Origin of the sequence: Myxococcus guangdongensis (genome assembly GCF_024198255.1) — a bacterium.
Taxonomy (GTDB): domain Bacteria; phylum Myxococcota; class Myxococcia; order Myxococcales; family Myxococcaceae; genus Myxococcus; species Myxococcus guangdongensis.
In genome coordinates this window covers 175050-189094 of sequence record NZ_JAJVKW010000007.1, presented here as the reverse complement: position 1 = coordinate 189094, position 14045 = coordinate 175050, and the positions used below count along the sequence as shown (strand labels likewise).

The window sequence follows — 14045 nt, the reverse complement described above, 5'->3', positions numbered from 1 at the left end:
CTCAGGCTCGGAGAATGGACGTGCCCGTCTTCCGGACCGCGCCGGGAGACACGCCCATGAAGCGCTTGAAGGCGCGACTGAACGCGGCCTCGGATTGATAGCCCATGCGAGTGGCGAGCTCTCCCAGCCCGGGACGCTCGTCCTTGAGCGCCGAGTGCGCGACGTACATCCGCCAGCGCGCGAGGTAGTGCATGGGCGGCTCGCCGATCCGCTGGGTGAAGCGCGCGGAGAACGCGGAGCGGGACATCGCCACGCTCGATGCCAGCGAAGCCACCGTCCACGGCCGCGTGGGCTCACGGTGGATGAGCGCGAGCGCGCGGCCCACGTCCGGGTCCTGAAGCGCGCCCAACCAACCGGACTTCGCCTGGGAGTCCTGGGCCATCCACTCGCGCAGGGCCTGCACCACGAGCACGTCCGCGAGCCGCGTGATGACCGTCTCGCCACCGGGCCGCAGCTCCTGCGCCTCGGCGGCCATGAAGCGCAGCGTGCTCTGGAGCCAGTCCATGCGCGGTGAGTTGGACGGCTCCACCAGGATGATGCCCGGCAGCAGGGACATGAGGTGTCGCGCGGCGGGATGGTCCAGGCGGACAGCACCGCAGATGAGCGTCGTGGGTGCGCCGCCGCCGCCGTGCCGCAGGATGGAGTAGCGCTCGCTCACGAGTTCCTCGTGGAGCTCCTCGAGCCTGCGCGCCGACCCGCCTCGCTCGTGCACCAGTCGATGACCCGCGCCGTGTGGCACGAGCGCGAACGTGCCCGGCTGGAGCAGCCGCGCCTCCACGCCGTCGACCTCGAGCCAACACTGTCCCGTGGTGACGACATGGAACATGAGGCTCCCCTCGGTCGCGGGAAGGTCGAGCCCCCACGGCGCCGTCAGCTCCGAGCGGCAATAGAACGTGCCGCTCATCCGCAGGAAGTGCAGCGCCTCGCCCAGCGCGTCGACTGGAGGTCTGAGTTCCGCCATGCCGCGACGATGCGCCCTGCCCTCCTCCAAGTCCAGCCCAGCCTGGACGAATGAGCATGAACCAGCGACTTGGCGTCATTGAGAGTCCTGTCTCCCGGCCCGATATTGGACTCCAGGCAAGCCAATGCCGTGGGGCCCCAGGCCCTGGGAGAACACATGCTGACCGTGATGGGAGCGACCGGGAACACCGGCAAGAAGGTGGTGGAGTTGTTGCTGGCCGAGGGCCAGGAAGTGCTGGCCCTGGGGCGTTCGAAGGAGCGTCTGAGTGAGCTGGCCGCGCGAGGCGCGAAGGTGCTCGCGGGGGAGTCCGAGGACGCGGCGTACCTGACGCGGGCCTTCCGTGGAGCGGAGGCTGTCTACACGCTGCTCCCCACGGACCGCGAGTCCGCGAGCTACCACGAATCCCAGCGCCGCAAGGGCGAGGCCATCGTCCAGGCCCTGCGTGACAGCGGCGTGCGACACGTCGTCGCGCTGAGCAGCCTGGGCGCGGAGCTCGCCGAGGGCACGGGCCTGCTCGCCACGTTGCATGCGCAGGAGCAGCGGCTCGGGACGCTGAAGGACACGCACGTGATGTTGCTGCGTCCCGTGTCCTTCTTCGAGAACTTCCTCGACGCGCTCCCCGTCATCGAGCACGAGGGCGTCAACGCGGACTCCGTCACGCCGGACCTCGCGCTCCCGATGATCGCCTCACGCGACATCGCGGAGGTCGCTGCCCGAGCGCTCGTTCGGCGCGACTGGACGGGCGTCTCCGTCCGCGAGCTGCTCGGTCCAAGGGACATCAGCTACCGCGAGGCCACCCGCATCCTCGGTGCGCGACTGGGTCGCCCCGGCCTCGACTACGTGCAGCTCCCGCCCGAGGCGATGCGCCAGGCGCTCATGCAGGCTGGAATCTCCGAGACGTTCGCCGGGCTCTATGTCGAGATGACGCGCGCCTTCAACGAGGGGCGCATCCAACCTCGGGCGGGCAGGACTCGCGACAACACGACCCCGACGCGGTTCGAGGACTTCGTCGCCGCGCTGCGACTCCCCGCGTCCCACTGAGGAAGAACGACCACCATGCTCGAAACCCTGCTGCCCCTCCTGACGTGGGCGTCCCTGCTCGGCTGCGGTCTGATGGCCGGAGTGTTCTTCGCCTTCTCCACCTTCGTGATGAAGGGCCTGGAGCGAGTGCCTCCGGCGACGGGCATCGCCGCCATGCAAGGCATCAACACCGCCGTGATGCCGAGCGTGTTCCTGGTGGTGTTCATGGCCACGGCGCTGGTGTGCGCGGGACTGGTGGTCTCCTGCGTGTTCACCTGGGCCCAACCGGCCGCGCGCCTGCGACTGCTGGGCGGCATGCTCTACCTGGTGGGCTGCTTCGGGGTGACGGCCGGGTTCAACGTCCCGCGCAACGATGCGCTGGCGAGGCTCCAGGCGGACAGCGCGGAGGCTCCGGCGTACTGGGAGCGCTACCAGTCAGAATGGACGGCGTGGAATCACGTGCGGACCCTGGCGTGTCTGGGTGCGCTGGTGAGCCTGGTGCTCTCGCGAGACTGAGGCGGGCGCGGCCTCAGTCCACCTTCGCCACGCGGTTGCGGTCGCCGAGGAACTCCTCCACGCCGTGCGCAATCGCCTTGGCGACGTCCGTCTGGTACGCGCCGGAGGCCAGCCGCTTCTCCTCGTCCGGGTTGGACAGGAACGCGGTCTCCACGAGGATGGCCGGCATCTTCACGCCGAGCAGCACGTAGAACAGCGCCTCCTTGTGGCCCAGACCCTTGATGTCCGAGTACTTGCCGGACAGCTCCGTCACCAGGCTGCGCTGCACCTGGTTCGCCAGCCGCGAGGACTCCTCGGTGTTCGCCTTGGTCGCCAGGTCCGCGAGGATGAACTGCAGGTCGCTGATGCCCTTCTCCGACGACGCGTTCTCGCGCGCGGCGAGGCGGATGGAGTAGCGGTCCGCGGACGTGTTCAGCGTGTACGTCTCGATGCCGCGCAGCTTCCGGCTGCTGGCCGCGTTGCAGTGGACGGAGATGAACAGGTCGCCGCGCTCGGTGTTGGCGAACTTGGCGCGGTCCTCCAGGCGGATGAAGCGATCATCTTCGCGGGTCAGCACCACCTCCAGGCCCTTCTCGCGCAGCAGGTCCGCCAGATTGAGGGAGATGGACAGGGCCACGTCCTTCTCACGCGTCCCCTCCTTGCCGATGGCGCCCGAGTCGTGACCACCGTGACCGGGGTCGATGATGACGCGGCGGACCTTCAGTCCGAGCTGCTCCGCCAGCGTCAGCTCCGCGCGGCGCGACTGCTTCGCCACCGCCTTGAGTCGCGCCTGCGCCACCTCGTCGTCCACCGGACGGGTGATGGGCTTGGGCGGCTCGACGGCGACCTTGACGGGCTCGGGCTCCGGACGACGCTCCTGCGCGCGCGGGGCCTCCACCTTCGCCGGGGCGACCGCCACCGGAGCGGGCGTCTTCACGTCGACCACGGGCGTGGGCTGCGGCGCCGGCTCGACGGGCTTCGTCACGGCGGCGACCTTCGCCGTCTCCACGGGCTTCGACGTGGGCGTCTGGGTCTCCTTGGAGGCCAGCGCGGAGGCGACGGCGGCGTCCAGTCCGCCCTTGCTCTCACCGGACGGCTCACCGCCCACGGGGGTGGCGGGGTCCAGGCGCGGAATCATCGGGGACGGCTCGCGGGCCAGCTTCTCGATGGCGCCGACGAGCGCGGACGCGGGCTTCTCGGCCGGCGTCTCGACCTGGGCCATGGCAGTGCCCTTGTCCTCCTTCACGGGGACGGGCGTGGGGGACGGCTTGCGCGCGGGGGGCGGCGTGGCCTTGGACGCGGGGAGCGAGGCGAGCAGCGCCTTCATCTCCTTGGTCTGGTCGCCCTTGCTGTTGACGGCGAGCATCTCGGTCAGGACGCGACGGGCCTCGTCGGGGCGGTCCGCGCGGTGGACGTGGATGCGCGCGAGCGCGAGCGCGGCGTCATCGGCGAGCCGGTGCTTGGGGTAGTCGGTGCGCAGCTTGTCGTAGTCCGCGATGGCCGCCTTCAGGTCCTCCTCGACGAAGGAGATGCGGCTGAGCTCCTGGAGCAGCTCGCCCGCGGTGAAGAGGGCGTCGGGCGCGCGGTCCGACTTGGGGTGGGATTTGGCCACCGCCTGGAACTTGTGCACGACGTTGAGCCAGTGGTGGCGCAGCTTGCGCCGGGCGGCGTCGTCCTTCAGCGCGTAGTAGGCGCGCCGGGCTCCCTGGTAGGCGTCCTCGGCCTCGTTCCGCTTCGCTGCGCCCACCGTGCCCGGGAGGAGCAGGAGGACGAGCAGCGCGAGCAACAGGCGTGGGGACATGAAGAACCTCCGGCGGACTGGGAGCTACAGGCGTGTGTCACACAGCCCCACGTCACCGGCAAATTTTCGACCCCCACCGAGGGCCCGTCAGCGCAGCCACCCGAGCACGCCCGCCAGGTCCTGGTCGATGACGCGCGCCCAGCCGGGCTCCCGGGGCACCACCGCCGCGAGCACCTTCGTCCCGTTGCGCACCGGCGCCCTGCCCGGCCGCACCCGCGCGCGGACCTCCATCTTCACGTCCTGACGGAAGTAGTGCGCGGGGAACACGACCTCGCCGCCCTCCTCCGGCAGCGGCCCGTCCGGCGTCAGCCACACCAGCGCGCCCAGGCGGAGGGGCTCCACTTCGGAGCGCACGAGTCGCTTCGCCTCGCGGGTGAAGAAGATGCCGGCGAGGATCAACCCCAGGAGCACGCCCCAGGGGACCAGGTTGGTGCGCAGGGCCTGGGCGCGAGCGAAGCGCGCCTCGCGGGGCTTGCCCGGGTCGGCGGGGTCCACGAGCAGCTTCACCATCGCGCCCTTGCCGAGGCCCTCGGCGTCCTCGGCGAAGGTCCTGACACCGGAGACGGAGTGCTCCACGTCCTGGAAGGTGTAGAGGACCTCCAGGGTGGCCTCCGCGCCGACGCGAGCATCGACGGGAGGCAGGCGCGTGGACACGATGGTCCCGTCGACCTCCTCGGCGCGTGAGGCGAAGCCCTGCTCCTCGACGAAGTGGCGGCCGGCCCACAGGGCCACCGCGCCGAGCAGCGCCACGAAGGCCAGCCCGAGCACGGCGTCACGCGCGAGGCGGCCCACCGCGCCGGGGACCTGCGTCAGACGAATCTTCCGAGGTGCATGAGGGATGGCGAGCTGCATGGCGGCACGAGCCTACACGCGATCCGCCTCCGCGCCAGAGGCCCGCGTACGGGCGCGCGGCAAGGCGCCTTGTCGAGGCGCCCAGGTCACGCCCTCGATGCAGGTGGGTGCAGCCGCCCCGCGTACGGACCCGAAGGAAGGAGCCTTGTCGAGGCGCGCAGGTCGCGCCTTCGATGCGGGTCTGCTCCCCTTGCCAGTGGGCCTGCGCATGGGCGCGAGGCAAGGAGCCATGTCGAGGCGCGCAGGACACGCCTTCGATGCGGGTCTGCTCCCCTTGCCAGTGGGCCTGCGCATGGGCGCGAGGCAAGGAGCCATGTCGAGGCGCGCAGGTCGCGCCTTCGATGCGGGACGGCGCGCCCCGCGCGGCTGCGTCGACGCTGTCAGCCCTGCGCTGGGAGCTTCACCCAGACGCCGCGGAAGCGCTTGCGCGCCGGGTTCTTGAGCTTCTTGCACGCGGTGCCACCGACGGGAACGGTGCCGTCGTCGCTGAGCAGGAGGATCTCCTCCGCGTCCTCGGGCGTGAAGAACGCCTCCGGGTTGAATCCCGCGAGGTCGACGTCGCTCGCGAGCACGGGCGCGTCGTCCCCGCCGGACCAGGTGAACAGACGCGACGTGCCCGAGCCATCGGTGGCGCCGCTGATGATGAGATACCGGCCGTGCCACCAGGACAGCGAGCGGATGCCCATGCCCCCCAGGTCCACGAGGCGGGGCTCTCCCACGCGCGCGGACTGACCCTCGAGCACCATCTGCACGGGGTTGAGCACGGGCACCAGGAGCGCCTTTCCTTGTGGCACGGGACTGCGGAAGCCGACGTAGATGGATGAGCCATCCGCCATGGACGTCATGCCCTCGATGTTGAGACCGCCCTCGGCCTTGGGCGCGAGCGTCTCCGCCTCCGCCAGCCGGAAGCCCGCGAGCTGTGGCGCCGCGAGCAGGTCGTCGAGGAGCTGTGTATAGGGCCGGCCCACGAGCTGGGGCTTGCCGTCGACCTCCTCGGTGGCGAAGAACCGAAGCCGGCTGGGAGCCTTCTTGCCGGCGCTGTTGCGTCCGTGGGACGTGAGCCAGAACGAGTAAGCGCCGAGCCCCGTCGCCGCCTCGATGTCCGCCTCGGGAGGCTTCTTCCTGGGGTTGTGGGCCGGGAGCTCCAGGTCCGGCGACAGGTCCACGCTCTGCACGGGAGCGCCGCCGCGCCGCGCGTCGTAGACACGGAGGATGTTGTCCTCGTCATCGCCCACGACGAACAGCGAGCCGCCCAGGGCCACGGCGCCGGAGGCATCACACATGCCCTCGAACACGAGGACATCCCGCCCAGAGCCACCTGAGGCCGGAGCGCGCTCGGGCGCCGAGGAGACACCACGGGCCGCACAGCCCGTCACGCAGATTCCCAGGATGATGGAGGCCAGCCTCATAGACCCCCAGATCTCGTCACGGGCCAGCCGCGCGGGAAGCCCTCGTGACGTGAGTGTGGGCTGAGCAACAGTCCCTTGCGCTACCGGAAGTAAGCGTCACCACGAGACGCACCTGCGTCGTCGGGGAACGCAGGACGACGACAGCCACTCCCTGGCGCGCGGCCCCTGGGCCCCGGTACGGCCCTTGCTCACGGGGTCGGCCATGGTCCCGTGGAGGCGTGCTCCGGGGCTCCACCCTTTCGCGTGACGTGGGTCCCTCGCATGAAGATCACCTTCGACGGCATCGACTACGAGACGGACAACACCTCCCAGAAGGACGCGCTCGCGCGTGCCATCAACACCTGCGTGGAGACCTGGAAGCTCGAACAGGCCATCACCGCGCTGCGCTTCAAGTCCTTCGGCAACGAGACCGTCGTGGGGACGGTCATCGCGTACATGGAGAAGCGGTGCAAAGAGCTGGAGACGCCGAAGGTCACCTTCACTCAGGGCTTCGTCTTCCGGGATGACCGCAAGAAGTGCACGGTGTGCACGACGCCGCTGGATCTGGAGAAGTACGGGACAGGGAGTGACTGGTTCAGCAGCTCGGACTTCAGCCAGTTCATCTGTGGTTCCTGCGCGATGAAGCAGTCCTCCAGCATCAAGACCTGTTCGACGAAGGATTGCACCCGGCTGTTCTGGGCATGCACGTCCCGGACGACCTGCGCGGACTGCTATTCGCGGCAGTACTACGAGGGACTGGCCGGAGAGCGGATCATCACCATGAGCCAGGAGAAGCTGGACGTCCCCCAGTACCATGGCGGCGTCCATGCGGAGACCCTCTTCCGCAACTTCATCAAGGCCCAGACGAACATCGACTCCATCTGCGTCAGCAGGAACAACGGCATCGACCTGGTCTTCATCACGAACGGCGACGACGACTACGACAAACTGATGAAGTGCATGGGCGTGGCCCCGACGGTCCACGTCAGCACCTCGCGCTATCCTTCGCGGGAGCGCACGTCGCGCATCCAGGTCAAGCGTGGCCGCGTCATCCACTGCGTCGAGGTGAAGGTGAATGACGCGCAATGCTCCAAGGCCCAGAAGAACGCCCAGGAGTTCGTCAATGACCGCATCAAGCGGGCGCTGGGGGGAGACTACGGCGACGACGCCCTCCAGGGGGCGGGGGCGGTCGAGCGCGCCATGAACAAGGGCGCTGAGTTCGAGCTGCACCTCATCCGCGTGTCGATGCCCCGCTTCGGCAGCGACGAGTACACCCAGGGCGCGCCGATCACCGCGGTCCGATACCCCTGGGGCGAGACGGGAGTCACAGGCGGCACCCTGATGACGCTCCTACCCCAGTGCAACAGCATCACGTACATGGACAGCAGCTGGATTGGCGACATCGGCGAGCGCATCGCGATGCAGTTCCTCGCGCAGCTCGGGTTCGACATCCGCGGGCCGGTGCAGAACAACACCGGCAACGGCGTGGACATCACGGCGAAGCTCAAGCACACGCCCACCAGTCCCCGCTGGGCCTTCTTCGAGGTGAAGGCCAGCACCGCGAAGTTCCAGACGTCGCTGGAGCACGCGGAGGAGGAGCAGTGGATGTTCGTGATGGACCGTTGCTCCAAGGCCGTCATGCACGTCGACAAGTACAAGGGCCTCGGGGCGTATCGAGGCAGCTCGGTCCACCCCACCGTCGCGACGGTCAGCGAGCTGTTCTGGGACTTCCAGTCACCCGAGCACTGGGCGACGAGGGCGCTGTACTTCCGCGTGCTGGTACGCCTGCCCGACCCGGGCAAGAACGACGTGCCCCTGGTGAAGCTGCTGTTGTGGGCCAGCCCGCGGAGCCAGGGTCCGAAGGCATTGAAGACGGACCCCATCCCCCAGCCCCTGTTCATCGGCTACGGAGGGTCGTCGTTCCCCACGCCGACCACCAGCGTGAGCAAGGTGTCGATGCAGACGTTCTCGCCCCACCCCTCCGGTGGGCGCTACGACAACCTGCACTCGTGCTACGTCATGGGCTGCGATTGTTCGCAGTTCGTCCCGTGCCTGCTGCTCCCCAATACGTGTCAGACGTGCCTGCACGACCACGGGAGCTGAGCGCTGGAGGGCCGACTGCGCAGGCAGCTCGGTGATGAAGCCATGATGCTTCCGTGCGCGCGACGTGAGGCCACCACTCGCGAACTGGGGGACCCTTCACCGGCTCGACCGCGAGGCCCCCATGTCCCCAGCGTGCCACCCCCGTGTCTTCTGGAGTCTGCTCCTGCTGCTGCTCTGTCCCCTGCAACGGGCCGAGGCCAGGAAGAATCCCCACCTCCAGGCGCTCGTGCAGGACCTGGTCGCCCGCGCGAACGACAGCCATGACTACATCGACGAGAAGGCCCAGGAATCCGCGAGACAGATCCAGGCCTATCGAGCCGAGGCGATTCCCTCCCTGATGGCGCTGCTGGAGAGCCCCTCGGAGAGAGTCAGGAGGCACGCCAGTCATGCGCTCAGCGACATCGAAGGGCTGAACGCGAAGCACCTGCCCGCCTTGCTACGTGCCCACGCGCGTGGAAGTGGCTACATCGAGGTGGCGATCGGACGCCTGGGAAGCGCCCGCGCCATCGACTGGCTCATCCGGCAGTTGATGCTCCAACCCCAGGGCAACGTCCATGTCACCCAGGGCCTGGTCATCGCGGGAAGCGATGCGGCCGTCGCGCTCGCCGAAACCTTGCGTGGTTCGACCTCCCTGGACCCACTGTTTCCCATGTATGTCAACGCGGTCTGCGGCGTGCTGTGGGAGATGCAAGCAGGGGCGCGCGGAGGCGTCTCCGCGTTGTTGTCCGTCGCCATGGACGACACGGTCTCTCCGCGGAACCGGTGGCACGCCATTCGTTTGTTGGGGTGTATCGGTCCCTCCGCTCGGAGCAGCCTCCCCTCACTCGAACAACTGGCCGGCGGCGATGGGACCTTTCGAGTGGCGGTCGAGGAGACCCGGAAGGCGCTGCATCCCCCCGCCGAATTACCGAAGCTCCTCGAGACCCTCCACGACGAGCCTTCGGCCGAAGCCCTTCTTCTGATCGGCAATCTCCTCAGCCGCGCTGATTCGGCGGGAGCGGACGTCCTCCCATTTCTCGACAGCAAGAAGTGGAACGTGAAGCTCGCCGCCATCCAGGTCCTCGGAGCCATCCAACACCGCGGCGCCACGGCCTCGCTCATCAACCTCCTGGAGGATTCCGAGGACTGGCAACGTGTGTACTTCGCATGCAAGTCGCTGGGGGCGATGCACGCGGTCGAAGCGCTTCCCAGTCTGAAGAGGGTCGCAAGGAGACACGTGATGTCCGACGTACGGAATGCCGCCTACCAGGCCATGGACATCATTCGACACAGGTCGTCCTACTCCGACAGGTTCGCGCCCCTGCGCCCGCCCCTGACTCGCGAAGCCATGAAGCCTTCTCCCGACACCGTCGTCGACGACGGGCCGGGCGCGATTTCGCGCGCCGAGCTCGACGCAATCGACTTCGCCGCGCTCGTTCCCGAACACGCCATGGCACGTCCCGCCCAGGTGCCGGTTCCTCCGGGGCCCGACTGCGGCATGCGTGTTTCCGACGGGCGGCTCCTGGGTTCGAACCCTCGGTTCTGGGGAGGGACGCTCGTTCACGTCGGTGACGATGGCGGGGTGAGCCGGGTCCTTACCGCCAACGTGTCGAAGCTCCACAGACTGGGTCGACACCTCGTCGCCGTCACCGGGACGTTCTCGCGCTATCTGGATGAAGGGATGCTGTACCGAATCATCCAGGAAGGGGATGGCTACGTGGCCCGCCCCTGGCGAGCCCTGCCGGGGCAGGCCCTGAAGTCTGGGCTCCTGTTGAATGGGCGACTCTTCGTCTCCACCCGGCGGGCCGACATCGTCATCGACTCGGAGGGCCGCATCGAACTGGCTACGCCTGGGCGCCTGAAATGAGCGCCTGCTTCCGCAGACGTCTTCTCCGAGCGCTCGGCGCGCGTGGCCAGATTGAAGCGCGAGAGCGCCACCGAGACGGGTGACGCGGACGGGGCGTCTCGAGGTGATGTGCCGCCACGCGGTGTGTACTATGGGCGCCCCTATGACCAACCATCGACTCTCGTGGCACCTGTGCATCCCCGCCCTCGCCGCGCTCTTCCTCCTCGCGGCCACACCCGCTGTGGCCCAGAAGTCGATTCCTCCCGAGAAGGCACCTGCCAGCCCCCTCGCCATGACGGCGAAGAAGCTGGACGACACCACGTACGTGAAGGTGACGTACAACTCGCCCCGCATCCAGGACCCCAAGACGGGCGAGAAGCGGCAGATCTTCGGCAAGCTCGTCCCCTACGGCGAGGTGTGGCGCCTGGGCGCGAACCAGGCCACGGAGCTGACCACCACGGGTGACATCGAGCTCGCCGGCAAGAAGCTCGCCGCCGGCACCTACTCGCTCTTCACCATTCCCCAGGCTGACAAGTGGACCCTCATCGTCAGCAAGGACGTGGGCCAGTGGGGCGCGTACAAGTACGACAAGACGAAGGACGTGCTGCGCGTCGACGTCCCCACGAAGAAGTCCGCCGACACCTACGAGGCCCTCACCATCACCCTCGACGAGAAGGCCCCCGCGCTCAACATCGCCTGGGAGAACACCCAGGTCTCCGTTCCCCTGAGCGTCGCCAAGAAGAAGTAGTCGCGATGGCCGCGGCGCCGGGTGCAGGTCCGCGAACCTCGCCCGGCCCGCTGCTACTCCAGCTCGCGCTGGAGCTTCGCCAACAGGTTGAGCGCGTCCAGCGGCGTCAGGTTGTTGATGGCCGCTGACTTCAGCGCCTCCAGTGCCTTCTGATGTGACGCAGGCAGCGCGGGAGCCGGAGCCACGGGCTCACCAAACAGCCCCAACTGCCCAGCCGCCACGGCCGCCTTCTTCGGGTTCTGCCGCACCGCCACCCGGGGCCGCCCCGCGTCATCCAGCTCCCCGGACTCCAGGTTCTGGAGCAGCTCGCGCGCCCGCCCCACCACCTCCGTCGGCAGGCCCGCCAGCTTCGCCACCTCGATGCCGTAGGAGCGACTCGCCCCGCCCGGAATCAGCTTCCGCAGGAAGATGACCTTGCCGCCCTGCTCCTTCACGGCGATGCACAGGTTCTTCACCTTGGACCGCTCACGCGCCAGGTCCACCAGCTCGTGGTAGTGCGTCGCGAACAGCGTGCGCGCGCTCACGTGGTCGTGCAGGTGCTCCGCCACCGCCCACGCGATGGACAGACCATCGAACGTCGACGTCCCACGGCCAATCTCATCCAGGATGATGAGGCTCTTGTTCGTCGCATGGTGGAGGATGTGACTGGTCTCCGTCATCTCCACCATGAACGTCGACTGGCCGCGCGCCAGGTTGTCCGCCGCGCCCACGCGCGTGAAGATGCGATCACACAGGCCAATCCGCGCCGCCTTCGCCGGAACGAACGAGCCCGCCTGCGCCATCAGCGCCGTCAGCGCCACCTGCCGCATCACCGTGCTCTTGCCCGCCATGTTCGGGCCCGTGATGACCAGCAGCTGCGCGTCCTCCGGGTCCATCCGAACGTCGTTGGGAACGAAGGACTCCCCTGCCCCCAGCATCCGCTCGACCACCGGGTGACGCCCCGCGGTGATGCTCAGCACCTCCGACGCGTCCACCTCCGGCCGCGTGTAGCCGTACTCCGACGCGCACCGCGCGAAGGACAACAGCGCGTCCGCCGTGGCCACCGCCTCCGCCGCGGAACGGATGCGCGGCGCCGCCTGCGCCACCTTCGCCCGCAGCTCCTCGAAGAGCTGCAGCTCCAGCGCGCACCGGCGCTCCTCCGCCGTCAGCACCTGCTCCTCGTGCTCCTTCAGCTCCGGCGTGACGAACCGCTCCGCCCCCACCGTGGTCTGCTTGCGGATGTAATCCGCCGGCACCAGGTGCAGGTTCGACTTCGTCACCTCCAGGTAGTACCCGAAGACCTTGTTGTAGCGGATCTTCAGCGAGCCGATGCCGGTGCGCTCCTTCTCCCGCGCCTCGATCTTCAGCAGCACGTCCTTGCCGGACGTCGACAGCTCCACCAGGCGGTCCAGCTCCGCGTGGTACCCCTGCCGGATGAAGCCGCCTTCCTTCAGCGCGACGGGAGGCTCGTCCACCACCGAGCGCGCCAACAGGTTCGCCAGCTCCGGCAGCGCCGTCAGCGGCCCCGCGAGCGACTGGAGCAACGACGCCTGACACCGCGCCAGCGCCGCACCCAACCGGGGCAGCTGCGCCAGTGAAACCCCGAGCGCCCGCAGGTCCCGCGCATTCCCCGCGCCCAACGACAGCCGGCCCGTCAGCCGCTCCAGGTCCGCCACTTCCTTGAGGATGCCCGACAGCTCCTCACGCCACACGCTCTTCGCGGACAGCTCCTCCACCGCGTCCAGCCGCGCGTGGATCTCCGGGAGCGACCCCAGCGGCGAGGCCAGCCAGCGCGCCAGCTTCCGCGCCCCCAGGCTCGTCACCGTCCGGTCCAGCACTCCGAGCAGCGAACCCTTGCGCCCACCATCCCGCTGCGAGCGCAGGACCTCCAGGTTCGCGCGAGAGGATTCATCCATCAGCAGGCTGCCCGAGCGCTCCTGCCGGCTCAGCCGGTCCACGTGCGCCGCGGGCGTCTTCTGCGTGTCCTTCAGATACCGCAGCGCCGCGCCCGCAGCCCCCGTGGCCAGCGGCGCGTCATCCAACCCGAACGCCGACAACGACTGCACCGCGAAGTGCGACCGCAGGAAGCCCGCGGCACGCGCAGGCTCGAACGCCGCAAGCTCGCCCTCCGCCACCGCCGGCACGCGAGGCAGCCGCGAGCACAGCTGCGCCACCTCCGCCGAATTGCGCTGCCCCGCGGGCACCAACAGCTCCCGAGGCTCCACGCGCGACAGCGACTCCGCCAGCTCCGCCGCCGAGCCCGCCTCCATCGCGAGGAACTCGCCGGTGGACGCCTCCAACAGCGCCCCACCCCAGCCCTTCTCGTTCCAGAACACCGCCGCCAGGAAGTTGCTGTCGCGAGGCTCGAGCACCTCCTCGTCCAGCACCATGCCGGGGGTGATGACCCGCGTCACCTCGCGCCGGACGATGCCGGGCCCGCTGCCGGCCTCCTCCACCTGCTCGCAGATGGCGACCTTCAGCCCCTCGCCGATGAGGCGCGCGATGTAGCGGCGCGAGGAGTGGTAGGGGATGCCGCACATGGGCACCTTGTCGGCGCCCTTGGCCCTGGCGGTGAGCGTGATCTGGAGGATCTCCGAGGCCTTCACCGCGTCCTCGAAGAACATCTCGTAGAAGTCCCCGAGCCGGAAGAAGAGCACCGAGTCCGGGTGCAGCGCCTTCACCTCGAGGTACTGGCGCATCATCGGCGTCAGGGACGCGATCTCCCTCGCGCCCGAGCCTTCGCTCGCCTTCTCCCCATCCGGCGCGACGTCCTGCGTCGGGTCCACGGGAAGCTCCATCGCTGCTGCCTTGGCTGCCTTCATCTGCTGCGTCACGGCCATCCCCGCCCTTCTCTCATGCCCCCACCCCTGGAT

Annotated in this window: 10 protein-coding genes; 5 read left to right on the top strand and 5 right to left on the bottom strand. The window is 68.8% G+C overall.

Annotated features, from left to right (window positions below; genetic code table 11):
• Nucleotide 1 precedes the first annotated feature (1 nt).
• Nucleotides 2–961, bottom strand: a complete 960-nt coding sequence (locus LXT21_RS22630) for an AraC family transcriptional regulator (protein WP_254040254.1) — start codon at nucleotides 959–961, stop codon at nucleotides 2–4.
• A 156-nt stretch (nucleotides 962–1117) separates the two neighbouring features.
• Between LXT21_RS22630 and LXT21_RS22625 the strand changes: the two genes are divergently transcribed.
• A complete protein-coding gene (locus LXT21_RS22625; RefSeq protein WP_254040253.1) occupies nucleotides 1118–2002 on the top strand; it encodes an NmrA family NAD(P)-binding protein in 885 nt (294 codons plus the stop codon).
• A gap of 15 nt (nucleotides 2003–2017) precedes the next feature.
• Entirely contained in the window at nucleotides 2018–2497 is a 480-nt protein-coding gene (locus tag LXT21_RS22620; RefSeq protein ID WP_254040252.1) for an anthrone oxygenase family protein, read from the top strand.
• Nucleotides 2498–2510: 13 nt separating this feature from the next.
• Here LXT21_RS22620 and LXT21_RS22615 read toward each other — a convergent pair whose 3' ends face one another.
• The 3 genes from LXT21_RS22615 to LXT21_RS22605 form a co-directional block, all read right to left on the bottom strand.
• Nucleotides 2511–4277, bottom strand: a complete 1767-nt coding sequence (locus tag LXT21_RS22615; protein WP_254040251.1) for an N-acetylmuramoyl-L-alanine amidase — start codon at nucleotides 4275–4277, stop codon at nucleotides 2511–2513.
• Nucleotides 4278–4364: 87 nt separating this feature from the next.
• On the bottom strand, nucleotides 4365–5129 hold the full coding sequence (locus tag LXT21_RS22610; protein WP_254040250.1) for a DUF3592 domain-containing protein: 765 nt from the start codon (nucleotides 5127–5129) through the stop codon (nucleotides 4365–4367).
• Nucleotides 5130–5509: 380 nt separating this feature from the next.
• The gene (locus LXT21_RS22605; protein WP_254040249.1) at nucleotides 5510–6538 is read right to left on the bottom strand and encodes a DUF3616 domain-containing protein; all 1029 of its coding nucleotides are present in this window, start codon (nucleotides 6536–6538) and stop codon (nucleotides 5510–5512) included.
• A 261-nt stretch (nucleotides 6539–6799) separates the two neighbouring features.
• On the opposite strand from LXT21_RS22605, the gene LXT21_RS22600 reads away from it, so the two are divergent.
• The 3 genes from LXT21_RS22600 to LXT21_RS22590 all read left to right on the top strand — a co-directional run bounded on the left by LXT21_RS22600 (nucleotide 6800) and on the right by LXT21_RS22590 (nucleotide 11193).
• Nucleotides 6800–8620, top strand: coding sequence for a hypothetical protein (locus tag LXT21_RS22600; RefSeq protein WP_254040248.1), 1821 nt, complete (start codon nucleotides 6800–6802; stop codon nucleotides 8618–8620).
• Between the two features lie 121 nt (nucleotides 8621–8741).
• Nucleotides 8742–10466, top strand: coding sequence for a HEAT repeat domain-containing protein (locus tag LXT21_RS22595; protein WP_254040247.1), 1725 nt, complete (start codon nucleotides 8742–8744; stop codon nucleotides 10464–10466).
• Between the two features lie 142 nt (nucleotides 10467–10608).
• Nucleotides 10609–11193: a DUF2911 domain-containing protein gene (locus tag LXT21_RS22590; RefSeq protein WP_254040246.1), complete on the top strand. Its 585-nt coding sequence runs from the start codon at nucleotides 10609–10611 to the stop codon at nucleotides 11191–11193.
• Between the two features lie 53 nt (nucleotides 11194–11246).
• Here LXT21_RS22590 and mutS read toward each other — a convergent pair whose 3' ends face one another.
• Nucleotides 11247–14012: a DNA mismatch repair protein MutS gene (gene mutS / locus LXT21_RS22585; RefSeq protein WP_254040245.1), complete on the bottom strand. Its 2766-nt coding sequence runs from the start codon at nucleotides 14010–14012 to the stop codon at nucleotides 11247–11249.
• Nucleotides 14013–14045 lie beyond the last annotated feature (33 nt).

Excerpts from the sequence above, each read along its gene's own strand:
- LXT21_RS22630 (WP_254040254.1), bottom strand. The coding sequence starts at position 961 with ATGGCGGAACTCAGACCTCCAGTCGACGCGCTGGGCGAGGCGCTGCAC.
- LXT21_RS22625 (WP_254040253.1), top strand. The coding sequence starts at position 1,118 with ATGCTGACCGTGATGGGAGCGACCGGGAACACCGGCAAGAAGGTGGTG.
- LXT21_RS22620 (WP_254040252.1), top strand. The coding sequence starts at position 2,018 with ATGCTCGAAACCCTGCTGCCCCTCCTGACGTGGGCGTCCCTGCTCGGC.
- LXT21_RS22615 (WP_254040251.1), bottom strand. The coding sequence starts at position 4,277 with ATGTCCCCACGCCTGTTGCTCGCGCTGCTCGTCCTCCTGCTCCTCCCG.
- LXT21_RS22610 (WP_254040250.1), bottom strand. The coding sequence starts at position 5,129 with ATGCAGCTCGCCATCCCTCATGCACCTCGGAAGATTCGTCTGACGCAG.
- LXT21_RS22605 (WP_254040249.1), bottom strand. The coding sequence starts at position 6,538 with ATGAGGCTGGCCTCCATCATCCTGGGAATCTGCGTGACGGGCTGTGCG.
- LXT21_RS22600 (WP_254040248.1), top strand. The coding sequence starts at position 6,800 with ATGAAGATCACCTTCGACGGCATCGACTACGAGACGGACAACACCTCC.
- LXT21_RS22595 (WP_254040247.1), top strand. The coding sequence starts at position 8,742 with ATGTCCCCAGCGTGCCACCCCCGTGTCTTCTGGAGTCTGCTCCTGCTG.
- LXT21_RS22590 (WP_254040246.1), top strand. The coding sequence starts at position 10,609 with ATGACCAACCATCGACTCTCGTGGCACCTGTGCATCCCCGCCCTCGCC.
- mutS (WP_254040245.1), bottom strand. The coding sequence starts at position 14,012 with ATGGCCGTGACGCAGCAGATGAAGGCAGCCAAGGCAGCAGCGATGGAG.